The 19,840-nt window shown below is 72.9% G+C and carries 17 protein-coding genes; 6 read left to right on the forward strand and 11 right to left on the reverse strand.

From position 1 onward, the window contains the following. Positions 1-4: 4 nt before the first annotated feature. Entirely contained in the window at positions 5-1,030 is a 1,026-nt protein-coding gene (locus O7600_RS14090) for a prephenate dehydrogenase/arogenate dehydrogenase family protein (protein ID WP_281593986.1), read from the reverse strand. 219 nt (positions 1,031-1,249) lie between these two features. Between O7600_RS14090 and O7600_RS14095 the strand changes: the two genes are divergently transcribed. Next, complete coding sequence (locus tag O7600_RS14095) at positions 1,250-3,091, forward strand: M48 family metallopeptidase (protein WP_281593987.1); 1,842 nt, start codon at positions 1,250-1,252, stop codon at positions 3,089-3,091. A 45-nt stretch (positions 3,092-3,136) separates the two neighbouring features. On the opposite strand, the gene dapC is transcribed toward O7600_RS14095, so the two are convergent. Together dapC and fdxA are read right to left on the reverse strand one after the other, a co-directional pair. Then, positions 3,137-4,246 carry a succinyldiaminopimelate transaminase gene (gene dapC, locus O7600_RS14100; RefSeq protein ID WP_281594160.1) on the reverse strand — a complete coding sequence of 370 codons (1,110 nt, stop codon included), beginning with the start codon at positions 4,244-4,246 and terminating at the stop codon, positions 3,137-3,139. Then, the gene (gene fdxA / locus O7600_RS14105) at positions 4,243-4,569 is read right to left on the reverse strand and encodes a ferredoxin (RefSeq protein WP_007464872.1); all 327 of its coding nucleotides are present in this window, start codon (positions 4,567-4,569) and stop codon (positions 4,243-4,245) included. Before fdxA ends, dapC begins: the two co-directional genes overlap by 4 nt. Before the next feature lie 79 nt (positions 4,570-4,648). Between fdxA and O7600_RS14110 the strand changes: the two genes are divergently transcribed. Then, on the forward strand, positions 4,649-5,605 hold the full coding sequence (locus tag O7600_RS14110) for a GNAT family N-acetyltransferase (protein ID WP_281593988.1): 957 nt from the start codon (positions 4,649-4,651) through the stop codon (positions 5,603-5,605). A 2-nt stretch (positions 5,606-5,607) separates the two neighbouring features. Here O7600_RS14110 and O7600_RS14115 read toward each other — a convergent pair whose 3' ends face one another. From O7600_RS14115 to mshB, 3 genes are all read right to left on the reverse strand, one after another. Beyond that, on the reverse strand, positions 5,608-6,072 hold the full coding sequence (locus O7600_RS14115; protein WP_281593989.1) for a hypothetical protein: 465 nt from the start codon (positions 6,070-6,072) through the stop codon (positions 5,608-5,610). A gap of 85 nt (positions 6,073-6,157) precedes the next feature. Continuing rightward, positions 6,158-6,652: a hypothetical protein gene (locus tag O7600_RS14120; protein WP_091570671.1), complete on the reverse strand. Its 495-nt coding sequence runs from the start codon at positions 6,650-6,652 to the stop codon at positions 6,158-6,160. Next, positions 6,649-7,572: an N-acetyl-1-D-myo-inositol-2-amino-2-deoxy-alpha-D-glucopyranoside deacetylase gene (gene mshB, locus O7600_RS14125; protein ID WP_281593990.1), complete on the reverse strand. Its 924-nt coding sequence runs from the start codon at positions 7,570-7,572 to the stop codon at positions 6,649-6,651. Before mshB ends, O7600_RS14120 begins: the two co-directional genes overlap by 4 nt. Before the next feature lie 87 nt (positions 7,573-7,659). Between mshB and O7600_RS14130 the strand changes: the two genes are divergently transcribed. After that, entirely contained in the window at positions 7,660-9,807 is a 2,148-nt protein-coding gene (locus O7600_RS14130; RefSeq protein WP_281593991.1) for a prolyl oligopeptidase family serine peptidase, read from the forward strand. A gap of 96 nt (positions 9,808-9,903) precedes the next feature. On the opposite strand, the gene O7600_RS14135 is transcribed toward O7600_RS14130, so the two are convergent. From O7600_RS14135 to O7600_RS14155, 5 genes are all read right to left on the reverse strand, one after another. Beyond that, positions 9,904-11,646 carry an ABC transporter substrate-binding protein gene (locus O7600_RS14135; RefSeq protein ID WP_281593992.1) on the reverse strand — a complete coding sequence of 581 codons (1,743 nt, stop codon included), beginning with the start codon at positions 11,644-11,646 and terminating at the stop codon, positions 9,904-9,906. Positions 11,647-11,760: 114 nt separating this feature from the next. After that, entirely contained in the window at positions 11,761-12,747 is a 987-nt protein-coding gene (locus O7600_RS14140; RefSeq protein ID WP_281593993.1) for an ABC transporter permease, read from the reverse strand. 11 nt (positions 12,748-12,758) lie between these two features. After that, the gene (locus O7600_RS14145) at positions 12,759-13,763 is read right to left on the reverse strand and encodes an ABC transporter permease (protein WP_281593994.1); all 1,005 of its coding nucleotides are present in this window, start codon (positions 13,761-13,763) and stop codon (positions 12,759-12,761) included. Next, entirely contained in the window at positions 13,760-14,842 is a 1,083-nt protein-coding gene (locus O7600_RS14150; RefSeq protein ID WP_281593995.1) for a dipeptide ABC transporter ATP-binding protein, read from the reverse strand. The genes O7600_RS14145 and O7600_RS14150 overlap by 4 nt, the downstream gene beginning before the upstream one ends. Next, positions 14,839-15,945: an ABC transporter ATP-binding protein gene (locus tag O7600_RS14155; RefSeq protein WP_281593996.1), complete on the reverse strand. Its 1,107-nt coding sequence runs from the start codon at positions 15,943-15,945 to the stop codon at positions 14,839-14,841. Before O7600_RS14155 ends, O7600_RS14150 begins: the two co-directional genes overlap by 4 nt. 240 nt (positions 15,946-16,185) lie before the next feature. Between O7600_RS14155 and O7600_RS14160 the strand changes: the two genes are divergently transcribed. The 3 genes from O7600_RS14160 to O7600_RS14170 all read left to right on the forward strand — a co-directional run bounded on the left by O7600_RS14160 (position 16,186) and on the right by O7600_RS14170 (position 19,686). Continuing rightward, positions 16,186-16,734, forward strand: a complete 549-nt coding sequence (locus tag O7600_RS14160; RefSeq protein ID WP_281593997.1) for a Uma2 family endonuclease — start codon at positions 16,186-16,188, stop codon at positions 16,732-16,734. A gap of 112 nt (positions 16,735-16,846) precedes the next feature. Then, complete coding sequence (locus O7600_RS14165) at positions 16,847-18,283, forward strand: TldD/PmbA family protein (RefSeq protein ID WP_281593998.1); 1,437 nt, start codon at positions 16,847-16,849, stop codon at positions 18,281-18,283. Then, positions 18,280-19,686: a metallopeptidase TldD-related protein gene (locus tag O7600_RS14170; RefSeq protein WP_281593999.1), complete on the forward strand. Its 1,407-nt coding sequence runs from the start codon at positions 18,280-18,282 to the stop codon at positions 19,684-19,686. The genes O7600_RS14165 and O7600_RS14170 overlap by 4 nt, the downstream gene beginning before the upstream one ends. Positions 19,687-19,840: the final 154 nt, after the last annotated feature.

The raw sequence follows: 19,840 nt of genomic DNA on the forward strand, positions 1-19,840 counted from the left end.
CCGCTCAGCCTAACGGCGGGGTGGCCGGCAGGTGCGCCGTGTAGCCGACCGCGCCGGCCGTCACCCGGCACCCGGTCAGGTGGCCGCCCGCCGCGCCCAGGCCACGCAGGTAGGCCAGCTCGCCGGCGTGGTCCGCGCCGGCCGGGAACTCCCGCCGGTGCGCGGTGAACCCCCGCGCGCGCAGCGTGGCCCGGGCCGCCCGCGCCTCGGCCAGCCGGCCGGTCAGCGCGTCGGCGTCGCCGGCCCGCAACGCCGTGGCCACCTCGTCCAGGAACGCGCCGACGGCGGTCAACTCGACCAGCACCCGGTCCCGGTTGGCGAGCAGCATGTTCGCGGTCCGCTCGGGCGGGCCACCGGCGACCCGGGTGCCGTCGGCGAAACTGCCGGCGGCCAGCGCCAGCACCGCGTCCCGCAGCGCCGAGCGCTGCACCGTGCCGGCCAACGCGCCGGCCAGCACGTGCGGCACGTGCGAGGCGAGCGCGGCGGCGGCGTCGTGCTCCGGCGCCGACATCGGCACCACCCGCGCGTGGAAGACGTCGACGAGCAACGCCGCGAGCCGGCGGAACGCGTCCAGGCCGGCCGGCCCCGGGCAGAGCACCCAGGCGGCGCCGTCGAGCAGCTCCGCGCCGGCCGCACCGACACCGGCCCGGTCGGCGCCGGCCATCGGATGACCGGGCACGAACCGGTGCCCGAGCCCCTGCGCGGTGGCGGCCGTGGCCACCTCCGCCTTGGTGCTGCCCACGTCGGTGAGCACACACCCGTCGTCGGTGGCGGCGGCCACCCGGGCCAGCATGGTGGGCAGCGTGGGCAGCGGCCCGCAGACGAACACCACGTCCCGGTCGGCGACCGCCTGCTCGACCGCGTCGGACACCGCGACGCCCCGGTCACGGAGCCGTCGCCGGACCTCCGGCTGCGGATCCCACCCGGCCACGTCGAGTCCCGCGTCGCGCAGCCGGAACAGCACCGACCCGCCGATCAACCCGGTGCCGACCACCGCCGCGCGCGCCAGCCCGCCGGCCTCGCCCACCATCGGCCCACCTCGGCGTCCGCGTCGCCCCGGAGCCGGACGGCCCGGGGGAAGTCCTGCCGAGGATATCGCCCACCGCGCCGGCCGGGACCACGGTCCGGCCGTCGGGAGAGATCAATTCGAACGGACGGGGGATGTCCCGGTCGGACCCACGTCGTACGGTCCCCCGGCGGCTCGACGGATCGACAGGTCGGGCCTTCGTGAACGGGGAAAGGGAAACGCATGTCCGCGACGTACCGGGCGCTCGCCTCGGTGGTCATGTTGATCGGTTTCTACGTCGTCGCGCTGCTCCAGCTCGCCGCCGTGGTCGCGCTCGGGGTCTGGCTGTTCGGCCACACCAGCGGCGTGATCACCGGCAAGCTGCTGCTGCCGCTGGTGGTCGCGCTGGGCGCGGTCGGCGTGGGGATGTGGAAGGCGATCCGTACGAAGAACGAGCCGGCGCCCGGCCTGATCCTGGACGAGCGCGCCGCGCCCCAGCTCTGGGCCACCGTGCGTGAGCTGGCGACGGCGGTCGGCACCCGGGCGCCGGACGAGATCCGGCTGGTGCCGGAGGTGAACGCGGCGGTCGGCGAGCAGAGCAGGCTGCTCGGCCTGGTCGCCGGACGGCGCACCCTCTACCTCGGGTTGCCGCTGCTCCAGGCCATGCGGATCGACCAGCTCCGGTCGGTCCTGGCGCACGAGCTGGGCCACTACTCCGGCCGGCACACCCGGTTGGGCGGCGTCGCCTACCGGGGCCGGGTGGCGATCGGGGAGACCATCGAGCGGATCAGCCCGCGCAACCCGATCGGCTGGGTGTTCAAGGGTTACGCGATGCTCTACCTGATGGTCGACAACGCCGCGTCGCGCCGTCAGGAGCTGGAGGCGGACCGCGCCTCCGTCGCGCTCGCCGGCACCGAGGCGGCCACCTCGGCGCTGCGCACGCTGCCGGCGCTGGACGCCGCCTGGGGCTTCTACATGCGCCGCTACGTCGAGCCGGGCTGGTCGGCCGGGCTCGCGCCGGACGACCTCTTCGGCGGCTTCGCGCACCTGCTCCAGGCGCGCCGCGACGAGATCGACGAGCTGCGGGAGAACGCCCCGGAGGGCACGCCGTCCCGGTGGGACACCCACCCGCCGATCGGCGTCCGCGTAGCCGCGATGACGTCCGTGCCGGCGACGGCGGCGGGTGCGGACGACCGACCGGCCTGGATCCTGCTCGCCGACGTGGCCGGCGCCGGCCGCGCGCTCCAGTCACTGGTGGTCGAGCACGGCTCGCGGCGGCTGCTGCCCTGGCCGGAGTTCGTCGCCGAGTCGGTGGCCGCCGGCGTGCAGCAGCAGGCGGACGGCATCTACCGGGCGGCCGGCCGGTTCACCGGCAACGCCGGGCCGGGACTGCCGACCGTGCTGGAGCTGGTCCGCGCGGGCCGGCTCGGCGAGTTCGCCGAGCGGTTCTTCGGCGGCGCCACCCGCGAGGAGGCCGCCGCCGCCTTCGCCGGCCCGATGGAGACCCTGCTGGACAACGCGGCGGTACGCGCCGGGCGGGCCCGGTGGCAGCTGTCCTGGTCCGGGCCGGCGCAGCTGGTCGGTCCGGCGGGTGAGCCGTGGGACCTGGCCGAGGTGGCCAAGCTGGCGGTCGCGCCGGAGAGCCTGGACGAGGCGCTGGCCCGGCTGGCCGCGCTGGGGATCGACGTCGGCGCCGCCACTGTGGTGCAGGCCCGCGCGTCGGCCCGGGACGCCGACCTGATCGGCGGGCTGGCCAACATCAAGATCGACGGCCGGGAGCACGACGTGCTGGTGCTCGACAACGGCCTGGTGCTGATCCCCGACCCGGGCAAGGCCGGCGAGGGCGAGAAGCGGCTGACCGCGCTGGTCGGCTCGGTGCCGGTCGCCGAACTGGCCGGCCGGCACCCCTACCTGCCGTACGAGGAGATCACCTCGGTGGAGGTGCGGCGGGAGGTGCCGTTGAAGGCCACGCTGACCCTGTTCGACGGCCGCACCGTGCAGATGCAGGAGCTGATGGCCAGCGAGTTCCTGGAGAAGCGCAGCCGGGACACGCTGCTGACGGTGTTCCGGCGGATCAACGGCTGACCCGTTCCGGCCGCCGGTTCCCCTGCGGGGCCGGCGGCCGGGCGGTCAGGCCTCGGCCAGCCGGCCGGCCACCGCGTCGACGCGCTCGTCGGACTCGGTCAGCGCCACCCGAACGTGCCGAGCGCCGGCCGAGCCGTAGAACACCCCGGCGGCGACCAGGATGCCCCGACGGGCCAGCCAGTCGACCGTGTCCCAGCAGTCCTCGCCGCGGGTCAGCCACAGGTAGAGCCCGGCCTCGGAGTGCTCGACGGTGAAGCCGGCGCCGGTGAACGCGGCCCGCAGCTTCTCCCGCCGGGCCCGGTAGCGCTCCCGCTGGGCGTCGGCGTGGGCCTGGTCGCCGAGCGCGGCCACCATGGCGGCCTGCACCGGGGCCGGCACGATCATGCCGGCGTGCTTACGGATCTTGAGCAGCTCGGCCACCAGGGCCGGGTCGCCGGCGACGAAGCCGGCCCGGTAGCCGGCCAGGTTGGAGCGCTTGGAGAGCGAGTGCACCGCCAGCACACCCGCGTACGACCCGCCGCAGACCTCGGGCGAGAGGACCGAGACGGGCTCGGCGTCCCACCCCAGCGGCAGGTAGCACTCGTCGCTGGCGACCACCGCCCCGCGTTCCCGCGCCCACTCGACCACCTTGCGCAGGTGGGCGGCGGGCAGCACCCGGCCGGTCGGGTTGCCGGGCGAGTTGACCCAGACCAGGCGCACCCGGGGATCCGGGCCGAGGGCGGTCAGCGAGTCGCTGCGCACCGTGGTGGCACCGGCCAGCCGCGCCCCGTCCTCGTACGTCGGGTAGGCGACCGACGGCACCACGACGACGTCACCGGGGCCGAGCCCGAGCAGCGTGGGCAGCCAGGCCACCAGCTCCTTGGAGCCGATCGTCGGCAGCACGCCCAGCCCGTCGACGCCCGCGCCGCAGGCCCGGGCCACCCAGGCCGCGATGGCGTCCCGCAGCGCGGGCGTGCCCGCGGTCAACGGGTAGCCCGGCGCGTCCGACGCGTCGGCCAGCGCCTGCCGGATCAACGGTGGCACCGGGTCGACCGGCGTGCCCATGGAGAGGTTGATCAGACCACCCGGGTGCGCCGCGGCCGTGGCGGCCGCGGCGTCCAGCGTGTCCCAGGTGAACTCGGGCAGCCGTGCCGAGACCGGCGTGGGCCGGCTCAGTGGCCCTCGCCGCGCGGCGGCTGCGCGGCGACGAAGGTGGCGTCCTTCTCCACCTTGCCGATCTTGGAGGCGCCCCCGGGCGAACCCAGGTCCTCGAAGAACTCGTAGTTCGCGCCGGTGTAGTCCTTCCACTGCTCCGGCACGTCGTCCTCGTAGAAGATCGCTTCGACCGGGCAGACCGGCTCACAGGCACCACAGTCGACGCACTCGTCGGGGTGGATGTAGAGCATCCGGTTGCCCTCGTAGATGCAGTCGACCGGGCACTCCTCGATGCATGCCTTGTCGAGCACGTCCACGCACGGCTCGGCGATGATGTAGGTCACCGGTCTTCTCCTCCGCAAGACTCGTCGCGATCATCCGCAACGGTAAGAGCCTAGTATCTCGCCGGGGAGGGGGTCGATCGTGCTCCGACAGCAGGACGTGGGACACCGGATCGTGGTCCGCCGGATTGTGGGGATTCGGGGCGGCCGGCCGCTGTTCTCCGACGCGCTCGGCGAGCTGGTCGAGCTGAGCGAGACGCACATCACGCTCGCCACCGACGCCGGTCCGCTGCGCGTACCGGTCGGCGAGGTGCACCGGGCCAAGCGGGTGCCGCCGGCCCGCCGGCCCACCGCCGCCGCCGTGGTCGACCTGGAGGTGGCCGCCGACGAGGCCTGGCCCGCCCCGGTACGCGGACGGCTCGGCGACTGGCGCCTGCGCTCGGCCGCCGGCTGGACCGGCCGGGCGAACAGCGCGCTGCCGATCGGCGACCCGGACCGCCCGCTGCCCGCCGCGCTGGACGCCGTGCAGCGCTGGTACGCCGACCGGGGCCAACCGGCGCTGGTGAACACTCCGCTGCCGCTGGCCGCCCCGGTCGGCGCGGAACTGGACGCGCGCGGCTGGACGGCCCGCCCGCCGGTGCTGGTCCAGACCGTCCCGCTGGCCACCCTGACCGCACCGGACGCCGACGTCACGCCGGAGCGGCGGGTGACGCTGGCCGACGCGCCCGCCGACGACTGGCTGGCGGTCGCCGCCGACCGCAAGGGTGGGCTCCCGGCGGAGGCGCGGCACGTGCTCACCGCCGTGGACCGGGTCCGCTTCGCCGAGCTGCGGGTCGCCGGCCGGCTGCTCGCGGTCGGCCGGGGCACCGTCACCGGCGAGGGCCGCTGGTTCGGCGTCAGCCTGCTGGAGGTGCTGCCGGAGGCCCGCCGGCAGGGGTTCGCCGCGGCGGTCGTGCGCGCCCTGGCCGGGTGGGCCGCGGCGGAGGGAGCGTCCCGCGCGTTCCTCCAGGTGGAGCAGCGCAACGTGGGCGCGGTGGCGCTCTACCGCCGGCTCGGCTTCACCACCCACCACACCTACCTGACCCGGGTCGCCCCCTGAGGTCAGCGGCGGACGATCTTGCGGGGCCGGGACGCCTTCATCTCGGCGTACCGCTTGAGCTGGCGGGACCGGTGGTCCCGGCCGAGCGCGGTGAGGATCAGGTAGCCCACCAGCACGCCGGCCAGGGTGGCCGCGAGGTAGAGCCAGATCTGGGCGAAGAAGAGACCCGCGCCCCCGCCGAACGGGTTCTCCCCGACCAGCAGCGGACCGACGAACACGGTCAGCGCCAGCGCCACGACCACGCCGACGGCCAGGTCGCCCGCCCAGTGCCCGAGCGGCCGGTCGGCACCCCAGCGGAACGACGTGCCCGCCAGGATCAGCCCGATCACCAGGAACATCGCCAGGGAGACCCGGCCGGAGGCGGTGTCGTCGTCCGGGAACGCGAACCGGATGACCAGCCGGGCCACCACGTTCACCGCGAACAACGCGGCCGCCAGCACGCCGACCGCACGCCACCTCTGAGCCATCGCACGCCTCCCGCCGTACCACCCGCCCCCACGGCGGGCCTCTGGCAGGAATGTCTACCACCGCCACCTGTGCGGCGTCAGCACCTCACCGGGAGACCGGCGGCGGCACCACGATCTGCCGGAAGCCGAGCACCGCGAAGGTGACCGCGCCGGCGACGATCAGTGCCAGACCGAGCACGTTGTCGCCGGCCAGCGCCAGGTCCCCCTCGGTGGTGCGGAAGCCGCCCACGACGATCACCAGGAACCAGGGCAGCGCGGCCAGCGCCACCGCCCACCGGGTGCCGGTCGACCGGTGCGCGAACGAGCCCAGCAGCACCGTCGACGCGACCACGGCCGCGATCCCGGCGAGCACCAGACCGATGCCGACCAGCGCCTGGGCGCCGCCGGAGCGGCCCTGCACCGTCTCCCACGCCCAGGTCGCGAAGATCAGGTCGAGCAGCGCGGCCAGGACACCGGCCCACACCGTCACCACGCCCCCGGCCACGCGTACCACGCGGTCGAGCGCCCGCTCGGCGCGCGACGGCGAGGCGGGTGGCTGCGGCTCGGGAAGGATCGACACGGGTGCGGCGGGCAGCGTCACCGGAGACCGGCTGCCGCGACCGGGGCGCGGTCCGGCCCGTCCAGGCCCAACCCGGCGAACAGGTCGTCCTCCCAGCCGTACGGGCCGACGCCCGGGCCCTTGCCGCCAACCGCGAGCGTGAAGTATTCGACCCCCATGAACTCGGCGCCGAAGTTGCCGGCGATCGAGTAGAGCCACGAGTTGGCCGGGATCTGGGTGGCGTGGGCGCGCATCGCCGCCTCCTTGGCGGCGTGCTGCTCGGTGGCGTCGATCCGGGCCGCGATCTGCGCGTCCGGCGTGCCGAAGGGCAGCTCGTCGACGTCGTCGATGCCGGCGAAGGGATTGTCCGACGACTCGGTGAACGCCTCCAGGCCGGCGTCCAGCACGCTGCGCGGCATGGCCGTCCAGTAGACCTTGGCCGGGGCGATCCCCTCGGCGGCGGCCAACTCCACCCCCCGCATCGCCACCCGGTGCGCCTGGATGTGGTCGGGGTGCCCGTAGAAGCCGTTCGGGTCGTACGTGATCACGACCTGCGGGCGGACCTCCCGGATGACCTCCAGCAGGTGCCCGGCGGCCTCGTCGAGGTCGGCGCGCCAGAACGCCCGCGGGTGGTCGTTGGTGGCCAGCCCCATCATCCCGGAGTCGCGGTAGCGGCCGGCGCCGCCGAGGAACCGGTGGTCGGTGACGCCGAGCGCGGCGCAGGCCGCCGCCAGCTCGCCGATGCGGTAGCCGCCGAGCTGGTCCGCCTCGGCGGCACAGAGCTGGGTCAGCTCGGGCACGTGGATCTCGCCCTCCTCGCCGAGCGTGCAGGTCACCAGCGTGACGTGGGCGCCGGCCGCGGCGTAGTGCGCCATCGTCGCGCCGGTGCCGATCGACTCGTCGTCGGGATGCGCGTGGACCAGCAGGAGGCGTCGGTCGGGCAGCGTCGTCACGCCCGTCACTCTAACCGGCGGTCCTGCCCGCTCGGCGCTCATGCGTCCGCCCAGGTCGGCCACATCACGCCCGGCACCCGCCTACGATCTGCAGGCGTGGACTTTCCCGAGCTGGCCGCCCGTACCCGTCGGTTCAGCCACGGGGCGCCGCGCGCCGTCTCCGTCGCGGGGGACGGCTCCCGGGTGCTCTTCCTGCGGTCCGCGGGACCGGAGGACCCGGCCGACGCGCTCTGGCTGCTCGACGTCGACAGCGGCGAGGAACGCCTGGTCGCGGACCCGGCGGTGCTGCTGGGCACGGACGCCGAGCCGGCCCGGCTCGCTCCCGGCGAGCGGGCGCTGCGCGAGCGGCTGCGACTCAGCTCCGGCGGCATCGGCTCGTACGCGCTGGACGCGGCCGGCCGGGTGGCCGCGTTCGCGCTGGCCGGGCGGCTGTTCCGGGCCGACCTGGTGCACGGCGACGTGGTCGAGGTCGCCGCCGAGGGGCCGGTGATCGACCCGCGTCCCGACCCGGCCGGCGAACGGCTGGCCTACGTCACCGACGCGGCCGAGGGCGTCCGCCGGGGCCAGCTGCGGGTCGTCGAGCCGGACGGTACGGACAACCTGCTCGCCGGCGAGGACAGCGGGGTGACCTGGGGGCTGGCCGAGCACATCGCGGCCGAGGAGTTCCACCGCTACCGGGGCTACTGGTGGGCGCCGGACGGGCGCTGCGTCCTGGCCGCGAGGGTCGACGAGTCCCGCCTGGAGCGCTGGTACCTGCACGACCCGGCCGAGCCGGCGAGCCCGCCGACGTCGCTGGCGTACCCGGTGGCCGGCGGCCCGAACGCGGAGGTCAGCCTGCACCTGCTCGACCTCGACGGCGGCTGGGTCGACGTGCACTGGGACCGCGAGACCTACCCCTACCTCAGCTCGGTGGACTGGGCGGACGGCGGGCCGCTGATCACCGTCCTGCGCCGCTCGCAGCAGCACGGCCTGGTGCTCGCGGTGGACCCGCGCACCGGGGAGACGCAGGTGCACGCGGAGCTGGCCGACCCGCGCTGGGTGGAGCCGATCCCCGGCACCCCGGCCCACCTGCCGGACGGGCGGGTGCTGGTCGGCGGCGAGCTGGCCCACGACGGGTACGACGCCCGCTGCCTCTTCGCCGACGGGACGCTGCTCACCCCGCCCTCGCTGTACGTGCGGCGGGTGGTCGGGCGGTTGCCGGCCGGTCCCAGCCAGGCGGCCGACCTGCTGGTGGAGGCGAGCGAGGGCGAGCCCAGCCAACGCCACCTCTACCGGGTGCGGACCACCATCGGCGGGGGGATGGACGCCCGCCGGATGGGCAGCGACCCGGGCTGGCACACCGCCGCGATCGGCGGGGCCACGCTGGTCGTGGGCATCGCCTCGCTGGAGCACCCGGGCGTGCGGTGGCGGGTCTGGCACGGCGACCGCGAGGTGGGCGAGCTGCGCTCACTGGCCGCCACCTGCTCGTACGCGCCGCGGCCGACGCTGGTCCGGGTGACCGACCGGCGGCTGCCCAGCGCGGTGCTCTACCCGGTCGAGCACGTCAAGGGCACCCGGTTGCCGGTGCTGCTGGACATCTACGGCGGCCCCGGCCACCAGGAGGTGATCGCGGCCCGCGGCGCCTGGCTGGAACGGCAGTGGTGGGCCGAGCAGGGCTTCGCGGTGGTGACCATCGACAACCGGGGCACGCCGGGCATCGCGCCGTCGTTCGAGAAGGCGATCCACCGTCGGGTCGCCGACGTGATCCTGAGCGACCAGGTGGACGCGCTCACCGCGCTCGCCGGCAAGCACCCCGACCTGGACCTGGAGCGGGTGGCGGTGCGCGGTTGGTCGTTCGGCGGTTGGCTGGCCGGGCTGGCGGTGCTGCGCCACCCCGAACTGTTCAGGTGCGCGATCGTCGGGGCGCCGGTCACCGACTGGGCGCTGTACGACACCGCCTACAGCGAGCGCTACCTCGGCATGCCGGACGACGGGATGGACGTCTACGCGCACCACTCGCTGGTCGAATTGGCCGCCGAGCCGCTCGGCGACCCGGCGCAGGCCCGGCCGATGCTGCTGGTGCACGGGCTGGTGGACGACAACGTGCTGGCCGCGCACACGCTGCGGCTCTCCGCCGCGCTGCTGGCCACCGGCCGCCCGCACGCGGTGCTGCCGCTCACCGGCGCGAGCCACCTGGCCGCCGGCGGGGTGTCCGAGCGCCTGCTCCGCCTGGAGCTGGACTTCCTCCGCCGCTACCTGGTGTAAGGAAGGGCCCCCTTTTAACGCCTCGCGTAGAGGAGGGGCCCCCTTTTAACACTCACGTGTTAAAAGGGGGCCCCTCCTTACCGGCGGGCCGGGGGGTTACTGCTTGACGAAGGCGTTGACGAAGTTCGGGTAGCCGAACACGGAGGAGATGAAGACCCCGCCGGCCTTGGAGCCGTGCACGTTGTAGGCCACGTCCACGTAGAGCGGCACCACCGGCGCGTGCTCCTTCATGATCCGCTCGTCCAGCTTGCCCCACTCCGGGCCCTGGTCGGCCGGGGGCAGCGCCAGGATCCGGTCCATCTCGGCGTTGATCGCGTCGTCGTTGAAGTACGACTGGTTGCTGTTGCCCTCGGCCTTGATGGTGCGGCCGTCGTAGAGCACCGGCAGGATCGAGGCGCCGCTCGGCCAGTCCGCGGCCCAGTTACCGATGTACAGGTCCCACGGGTTGTCCTTCTTCTTGACCTCGTCCAGCTTCGCGTCGTCCGGGATGTTCCGGACGGTGATCTTGAAGCCGGCGCGCTCCAGGTTGCCCTTGAGCTGGACCGCGATCTGCTGCTCGTCGGTGTTGTCCGCGACGCCGAGGACCAGCTCCGTCGTCTGGCCGCCGAGCAGCTCCTTCGCCTTCTCCGGGTTGCCGTTGGCGCCGGCCGGGTAGGCGTCGTACGCCTTGTAGCCGATGGTCGACGGCGGCATCAGGGTGGTCATCGGCTGGGCCACGGTCTGGCCGCCGAGCGCCTTGACCAGGCCCTCGCGGTCGATCGCGTAGTTGAGCGCCTGGCGGACCTTCAGGTCCTTGACCCGCTGGGTGTTGATCACGAGCTGGTTGGCGCTCGGGGTCGGGGACAGCAGGGTGCGGGACTTCAACGCCGGGTCACCGGCCACCTTCGCGACCAGCGCCGGCGGCACCGAGTTGAACGCCAGCGCGCTCTGGTCGGCGCCGTTGTCGGCGATCACCCGGTTGTTGGCGGCGTCCTGGGTCGGGCCGAAGGTCCAGACGAACTGGTCCGGGTACTGGTGGCGCACCGGGTCGGTCTTCGCGTCCCAGTTCGGGTTGCGGTCCAGGGTGAGCTGGACGCCGACCTGGTTCTTGGCGATCTTGTAGGGGCCGGACGAGAACGGCTTCTGGTCCAGGTTGACCCCGGTGTCCTTCTCCGGCTTCAGCGGCGCCGTGGTGGGCAGCGAGACCGCGAACGGCAGGTCGCAGCGCGGCTTGGCGAACTCGAACCGGAGCGTCTTGTCGTCCGGCGTGGTCAGGCCCGGCGGCAGCGACGTCTTGTTCTTCTTGAAGTCCCACTTGGTGTCGTACTGCGCGGTGTCGGCCAGCCACTCCTGGATGTAGGTGGGGCCGCTGGTGAGGTCCGGGTCGAAGGAGCGGGCGATGCCGTACGCGATCTCCTTGGCGGTGATCGGGCTGCCGTCCTCGAACTTCACCCCGTCCTTGATGGTGAATTCCCAGACCTTGCAGTCGTTGTTGACGTTCTTGCCCGGCGTCTCGGCCAGGTCGCCCACCAGGACCAGGCCACCCTTGCCGTCGTCCTTCCACGTGGTCAGGTAGCGGGCGAAGAGCGGGCTGGCCATCAGCCCGGCGAACGAGTACGTCCGCTGCGGGTCCAGATGGGAGATGGGGGTCTCCCGGATGATGGTGAACGTGCCGCCCTTGGCCGCGCCCTCCACCTCCGGCGCCGGCCCCTGCGAGTCCTTGGGGTCGGTCGCGATGACCCCGGTCTGCTGCCGGTTCGCGTCCACCTTGGTGCCCTCGCCCGTGTTCTCCGAGCAGGCGCCCAGCCCCACAACCAGTGCGATGGCGCCGCCGACGGCGGCCGCTGCGCGTGGTCGCATGTCCTACCTCCTCCACCCGTACGCCGGGCGCATCCGCCGACGTCCCGAGGATCGTAAAGAAGAAAAACTACGAGTTGTGTAACAGTTTTCGATAAATTTCGTCGGACCGGCTGGTCAGCCGAGCCGGACCCGGGGGTCGATCACCGCGTAGAGCAGGTCCACCACCACGTTGGCGAGCACTACGAAGACCGCCGCGATCAGCACGGTCGCCATGATGGTCGGCAGGTCACCGGAGCGGACCGCGTCCACCGCGGTCCGACCCATCCCGTTCAGGCCGAATGTCGTCTCGGTGATCACGGTGCCGCCGAGCGCCCCGCCCACGTCCAGGCCGGCGATGGTCACCACCGGCGTGATCGCGGCCCGCAGCGCATGTCGGCCGTACACCTTGCGTTTGGCCAGGCCCTTGGCGCGGGCGGTGCGGACGAAGTCCTCCGACAGCGTCTCCAACATCTGCGCCCGGGACAGCCGGGCGTAGATGGCGGAGAAGAGGAAGGCCAGCGCCAACCAGGCCAGCACCAGCCCGCTGCTCCATTTCAGGGGGTCGTCGAAGAACGAGGTGTAGCTGGGCACCGGAAGCAGGCGCAGGTTGTAGACGAACACGATGAGCAGCACCGCGCCGACGAAGTACAGCTGCAGCGAGGCGCCGGTCAGCGAGAAGCCGATCGCCGCCCGGTCCAGCCAGCTCCCCCGGCGCAGCGCGGACAACATGCCCAGGCCGACGCCGAGCAGCAGCCACAGGACGGCCGCCGGGATGACGATGCTCAGCGTCACCGGCAGCACCCGGGCGATGGTGTCCGAGACCGCCTCGTTGGAGACGTACGACCAGCCGAGACAGGGCGCGTCGCACCGGCCGCCCTGGGCGCTGCCCAGGTCCCGCCCGGTGACGATGCCCTTCATGTAGCCGGCGTACTGGCTGATCAGCGGGTCGCGCAGGCCCAGCTCCTGGCGAACCCGCTCCAGCCGCTCGGGGTTGCAGTTCTTCGGGCACATGCCGGTGACCGGGTCACGCGGCAGCGCGAAGAACATCAGGAAGCTCAGTACGCTGACCGCGAAGAGCGTGAGCGCGGCCGAGAGCAGCCGGCGGACGAGGAAACGCGTCATGGGTCGGCCTCCTACCGGGACGACTTCGGGTCGAGCGCGTCGCGCAGCGCGTCGCCGAAGAGGTTGAAGGCGAACACGAGCGCGAAGATCGTGATGCCGGGGAAGAAGACGTACGACGGGTCGGTCTGCAGGTAGTCGAGACTGCGGTAGATCATCCGCCCGAAGCTCGGCGTCTCGTCGGTGAGGCCGACGCCGATGAACGACAGCGCCGCCTCGCTGGTGATGTACTGCGGCACCGCCAGTGAGAAGGCGACGAGGATCGGCGCCCACACGTTCGGCAGCAGCTGACGGAACAGCATGTGCCCGAGACCGGCCCCGCTGGCCCGGGCCGCCTCCACGAACTCGCGCTCGCGCAGCGCGATGATCTGGCCCCGGACCAGGCGGGCGGTGCTGGTCCAGCCGAACAACGCGAAGATCGCGATGAGCACGCCGATCTGGAAGTACGCCGGGACGGCCTCCCGCTGGCCGTAGAAGCGCAGCGCGACGGTCGGCATCAGCGCCAGCGCGATGATCAGGAACGGCATCGCCAGGGTCAGGTCGGTGATCCAGTTGATCACGGAGTCCAGCCAGCCGCCGAGGTAGCCGGCGAGCGTACCCAGCGTCACACCGATGACGGCGGTCAGCACCGCGGCGGCGAACGCGATGAACAGTGACGTCCGCAGTCCGTGCACCATGCGGATGAAGATGTCCCGGCCCAGTCCGGGCTCCAACCCGAACCAGTGGTCGCCGGTGACGCCGCCGGCGTAGCCCAGCGGCATGCCGTAGCCGTCGAGACGGCTCTGGAACTGCTCCTTCGGCCCCACCCCGTACAGCGCCTCGATCAGCGGCACGGCCAGCGCGACCAGGACGAAGAAGGCGAGCAGGGCGCCGCTGACCAGGGCGGTGCGGTCCCGCCGGAGCCGCGCCAGCGCGAGTTGGCCGGGTGACCGGCCGACGAACTCCTTGTCCCGGCGCTCGTCGTCGTCGGGCGACTCGATCTCCGCGAGTGCCACGCCCTCGACCGGGGACAGACTCATTCCGCCACCTCCTTCAGTTCCGGGGCGTCGCCGCCGCCGACCGCCGCCGACGCGACAGTGCCACCGCCGCCGACCGTCGCCGGCGCGGCGGCGTCCACCGATCCGCTCTCCGGGTAGTGGCAGGCGGTGAGTTGGGTGCCGCCGTCGCGGGTGGTCAGGGCGGGTGTTTCGGTGGCGCAGCGGTCGGTGGCTTTCCAGCAGCGGGTGCGGAAGCGGCAGCCCGATGGTGGGTCCAGGGGGGTGGGGACGTCGCCGGTGAGGCGGATGCGGCCGGCGGGGCCGAGGGTGGTGACGTCGGGGATGGCCGAGAGCAGGGCGCGGGTGTAGGGGTGTTGCGGGCGGGTGTAGATGGTGTCGCGGTCGCCGATCTCGACGATGGTGCCGAGGTACATGACGGCGACGCGGTGGCAGAAGTGCCGGACCACGGCGAGGTCGTGGGCGATGAACACGAACGCCAGGTCGAGGTCGCGTTGCAGGTCGCGCAGGAGGTTGATGACCTGGGCCTGGATGGACACGTCGAGGGCGGAGACGGGTTCGTCGGCGACGATGAGTTTGGGTTTGAGGGCCAGGGCGCGGGCGATGCCGATGCGTTGGCGTTGTCCGCCGGAGAACTCGTGCGGGTAGCGGTTGTAGTGCTCGGGGTTGAGTCCGACCAGTTCCAGCAGTTCCTGCACGCGTTTCTTGACGCCGCCGGGTGGGGTGATGTTGTTGACCTGCAGCGGCATGGCCACGATCCGCCCGACGGTGTGGCGGGGGTTCAACGACGCGTACGGGTCCTGGAAGATGATCTGCAGGTCCTGCCGCAGTCCGCGCAGGTCACGGCGGCCGGCGTGGGTGATGTCCCGGCCGGCGAAGGTGATGCTGCCGGCGGTGGGTTCCAGCAGCCGCACCAGCATCCGCCCGGTCGTGGTCTTGCCACACCCGGACTCCCCCACCAGTCCGAGGGTCTCCCCTGGCCGCACGTCGAAGTCCAGACCGTCGACCGCCCGCACGGCGCCCCGGGCGCGAAAGCCCTCGCGCACCGGGAAGTGCTTGGTCAGCCCGCGCACGCGCAGCAGCGGCTCGGTCTCGGTACTCATCGGGCCACCCCCACCTGCGCGACCTCGTCGCGGTAGATCCGTTCCCGGGCGGCGACCGGAAGATGACACGCCACCAGATGGCCCCGGTCCCCCACCTCGCGCAGCTCCGGCACGTCCGCACGGGAGCGGTCGCCGTTGACGTCGGCCCACCGGCAACGCGGGTGAAAGGCACATCCCGACGGCAGGTTGATCAGACTCGGCGGGTTACCCGGGATCGGCACCAGGTCCGCGTCGGCGTCGCCGTGCAACGACGGCACGCTCGACAACAACCCCCACGTGTACGGATGCTGCGGCCGCCGCAACACCTGCTCCACACTGCCGTGCTCCACCGCCCGACCGCCGTACATCACCAGGACGTCGTCGGCCACCTGACCGACCACCCCCAGGTCATGGGTGATCAGGATGATCGCCGAACGGAACTCCTCCTGAAGATCATTGAGCAGGTCCAGGATCTGCGCCTGCACCGTCACGTCCAACGCCGTCGTCGGCTCGTCCGCGATCACCAGATCCGGATCGTTGACCAACGCCATCGCGATCATCGCCCGCTGGCGCATCCCGCCGGAGAACTCGTGCGGATACTGCTCGAACCGCCGGCCCGGCTGCGGGATGCCCACCCGGCCCAACATGTCCACCGCCCGCGTCCGGGCCTCCCGCCTACCGGCCTTCGGGTGGTGCACCCGGTACGCCTCGGCGATCTGCTTGCCGACCGTGTAGTACGGATGCAACGCCGACAGCGGGTCCTGGAAGATCATCGCCATGTCCCGACCCCGCAGCCGCCGCACCTCCTCCTCCTCCGGCAGACCGACCAGCTGACGCCCACCCACCGAGATCTCCCCGGTGATCGACGCCCGCTTCGAGTTGTGCAGACCCAGGATCGCCAACGACGTCACGCTCTTACCCGAGCCGGACTCACCCACGATGCCGAGCGTGCGACCGCGCTCGACGGCGAACGACACACCGTCCACAGCCCGGACCACGCCGTCCTCGGTGTCGAACCGCACCCGCAGATCCCGGACCTGGAGATAGGGGCCCTCGCCGGAGCGCTGCTCCGGCACCTCCGGGCGGTCCGGCTCCCCGGACGGCACCGCCTCCGACCTGCCCATCGACCGCCTCCCCTTCAGTGATGAAGAGAACCTACAGGAAACCTCTGGAGGCGAAAATAAGCTACAAAGGCCGGGCTGTCAGCGGTCAGAGCGTAACGACTCGGTTTCCGACCTGAACAGCCCTCACCAGGGACATTCACCGACGCGAGTGGGCATCGTCGCGGCATGGTCGCACCCGAGGTGCGACCATGGTCCCGGCGACGAAGGGAAGATTCCCGCCGACACGAGGTGGAGGTGACCATGACCGCGGCGGTGTTCGGCCACGACGGCCCGTGGACCGAAGAGGAGTACCTCGCCCTCGGCGAGACGCAGGAACGCGTCGAACTCTTCGACGGGAGCCTTCACGTGACCCCAGGTCCCACCCCGCTGCACCAGAACATCTCCGGTGAGCTGCGTGCCGCACTCCGAACACCGGTGCGCCGTGCCGGGCTTCGCGTGTTGGAAGGAGTGAACGTCCGGCTCAGGCCCGGGCGTATACCGATCCCGGACCTCGCCATCACCGATGACGTCGACCTCCGAGTTCCGGTGATCGAGGCGAGCAGTGTCCGGTTGGTCTGCGAGATCATCTCGCCGAGCAACGCCGCCACAGACAAGGTGCTGAAAATGCACTACTACGCGGCCGCCGGCATCGAGTGGTATCTCCTCGTCGACCAGGAGTCCCTGACAATGCACCTGTACCAGCGGCAGGGCGCCCACTACGTCGAGCGGTCCGTCACCAAGGCGGGTGAATCGTTGGAGCTGACCGAACCCGTCCGTGTCACGATCCGCCCGGAGGACTTGCTCGACTGACGGATGTCGGTGCGCTCGCCTAGGGTCGGCCCATGAGCGAGCGCAAGCGAGCGAGTCGTCACCGCAGCGCGGTCGTGCCTCCTGGCGACGCGGAGCGAAGCGGAGTGCCGGCATGAGCGAGTTCGCCGCGGCCACCGCCGCCGTGCAGGCCGCCCTCGACGCCGGCGCCCGCTATGCCGACGCCCGGGTGATGCACCGCCGGTACGAGTCGATGTCGGCGCGCAACGGTGATGTCGAGGAGCTGACCCAGCACGAGAGCATCGGCCTCGGGGTGCGCGCCCTGGTCGGCTCCGGGTGGGGTTTCCAGGCCGTGCCCGAGCTGTCCGACGCCTCGGCCCGCGACGCCGGCCGGCGCGCCGCGGCGATCGCCACCGCGAGCGCGCGGGTCTCCGGCCCGCCGATCGACCTGGTGCCGGTCGAGGCGGCGGTGGCGAGCTGGGCCTCGACCTGCGCGGTCGATCCGCTCGGGGTGCCGCTGTCGGACAAGGGCGACCTGCTGGTCGGCGCCACCGCGACCATGCGGGAGCACGGGGCCGACCTGGCCGAGGGGCTCTACCAGATCTGGGACACCACGAAGTGGTTCGTCTCCAGCGAGGGCCACCGGATCGACCAGCACATCCGGGAGTGCGGCGGGGGCATCTCGGCCACCTCGATCGGCGACGGCGAGACCCAGCGTCGGTCCTATCCGAGCTACCGGGGGCAGTACGGCACCACGGGGTGGGAGCTGGTCACCTCGCTCGACCTGGCCGCGCACGCCGCCCGGATCGCCGAGGAGTCCCGCGAGCTGCTCACCGCGCCGCTCTGCCCGGCCGGCGAGACCGATCTGATCCTCGGCGGCGAGCAGCTCGCGTTGCAGATCCACGAGTCGGTCGGGCACGCCATCGAGCTGGACCGCATCCTCGGCTGGGAGGCGGCGTTCGCCGGCACGTCCTGGCTCGACCTGGCCCGCCTCGGCTCGCTGCGCTACGGCTCCGAGCTGATGAACGTGACCATCGACCCGACCATCCCGGGCGCGCTGGGCAGCTTCGGCTTCGACGACGAGGGCTCCCCGGCGGTGTCGCGGGACGCGGTCCGCGAGGGGCGGTGGGTCGGGGTGCTCGCTGGCCGGGACTCGGCCGCCGTCGCCGGCCTGGGCTACGGCGGCAGCGTACGCGCCGACGGCTGGGCCCGGCTGCCGATGGTGCGGATGACGAACGTGGGCCTCGAACCCGGCCCGCACACGCTCGACGAGATCGTCGCGGCCACCGACGACGGGGTGCTGATGGACATCAACCGGTCCTGGTCGATCGACGACAAGCGGCTCAACTTCCAGTTCGGCTGCGAGGTCGGCTGGGAGGTGAAGAAGGGCCGCCGGGGGCGGATGCTGCGCAACCCCACCTACACCGGCATCGGGCCGGTCTTCTGGCGGTCGATGGACATGCTCTCCTCGGAGATCGTCCCGTGGGGCACGCCCAACTGCGGCAAGGGGCAGCCCGGCCAGGTCGGGCACACCGGCCATCCGGCCGCCCCGGCCCGCTTCCGCGGTGTCCGGGTGGGGGTGCGGGCGTGAGCGCCGAACAGGATCTCGCCGCCCGGGTGGTGGAGCTGGTCCGGCGGGTGGCCGGGCCGGGCGCGGAGGCCGAGGTGCTGGTGACCCGCACCGACCTCGCGCTCACCCGCTTCGCCAACTCCTCGATCCACCAGAACGTCGCCGAGACCGGCACCGCGATCCAGCTGCGGCTGCACGTCGACGGGCGGACCGCCGCGGGTGGCGGCAACCGGGTCGACGCGGACGGGCTGGCCGCGCTGGTCGAGCGGACCCGGGCCGCGGCCCGGCTGGCCCCGGCCGACCCGGCCTGGCCCGGGCTCACCACGCCGACGCCGACACCGTCCGGCCCGGGCGTCGACGAGGCCACCGCGTTCGCCTCACCCGACGAGCGGGCCGCCCGGGTACGCGCCTTCGTGGACGCGGTCGAAGGGCTGGAGGCGGCGGGCTACTGCCGCACGGCGTACCGGTCCGGCGCGTTCGCCAACTCCGCCGGTCACTCGGCGCAGGGGCGGGCGGCGGAGGCGGCCATGGACGGCATCGCCCGTACCGGGGGCGCCGACGGCGTGGCCCGGCATTGCGCCGACCGCCTCGCCGACCTCGACGGCGCCGCACTCGGCGCCCGGGCGGCGGCCAAGGCGCGGGCCGCGGCCGACCCGGTGGAACTGCCGCCCGGGCGCTACGAGGTGGTGCTCGAACCGGCGGCGGTGGCCGACCTGTTGCAGAACCTCTCCTGGTTCGGCTTCAACGGCAAGCGGTACGCCGAACGCCAGTCCTTCGCCGAGCCGGGCGCCGCCCAGTTCGACCCGGCGGTGACGCTGGTGGACGATCCGTTGCACGCCTCGACGCTGCCGTTCGACCTGGAGGGCACGCCCCGGCGGGCGTTGCCGCTGGTGGAGTCCGGCACCACCCGGGCGGTGGCCCACGACCGGCGCAGCGGCGCGGAGGCGGGCGTCGCGTCCACCGGCCACGGCATGGCCGGTGGGTCGACGTTCGGGCCGATCCCGCACAACCTCCGCCTGCTGCCGGCCGCGCCGGACGCCGACCGTCCCGGGGTCGCGGCCGGACCGCTGAGCGCCGGGGTGACCGGGGCCGCCGGCGACCCGGACACCGCGTCCCTGGTCACCGGCGTGCGGCGTGGGCTGTTGGTCAGCGACTTCTGGTACACCCGGGTGCTGGACCCGAAACAGCTGGTGGTCACCGGGCTGACCCGCAACGGGGTCTGGCTGGTCGAGGACGGCGTGCCGGTGCGGGCGGTGCGGGACCTCCGGTTCACCGAGTCGTACCCGCGGGCGTTGGGGCCGGGCCGGGTGCTCGGCCTGGGCCGGTCGCCGGTCCGCCAGCCGGACCGGATGGACGGGTCCTGGTGGGAGGGACCCGCCCTGCGGCTGTCGTCGTGGAACTTCACCGGCGGCGCGTCCGGCTGATCCGGAACACCGACGCGGCGACGCCGTCCGCATATTGATCATGATCCGGGTCTTTCCAACCAGCGGGACACACGGGACACTGCGTTGCGCGGCCGGGCCGTGAAGATCGGCGTAACGTGTGTCACTTAGCCGCGCCGGTTCACCGGCGTGGTCC

This window comes from Micromonospora sp. WMMA1998, from assembly GCF_027497375.1.
Classification (GTDB): domain Bacteria; phylum Actinomycetota; class Actinomycetes; order Mycobacteriales; family Micromonosporaceae; genus Micromonospora; species Micromonospora sediminicola.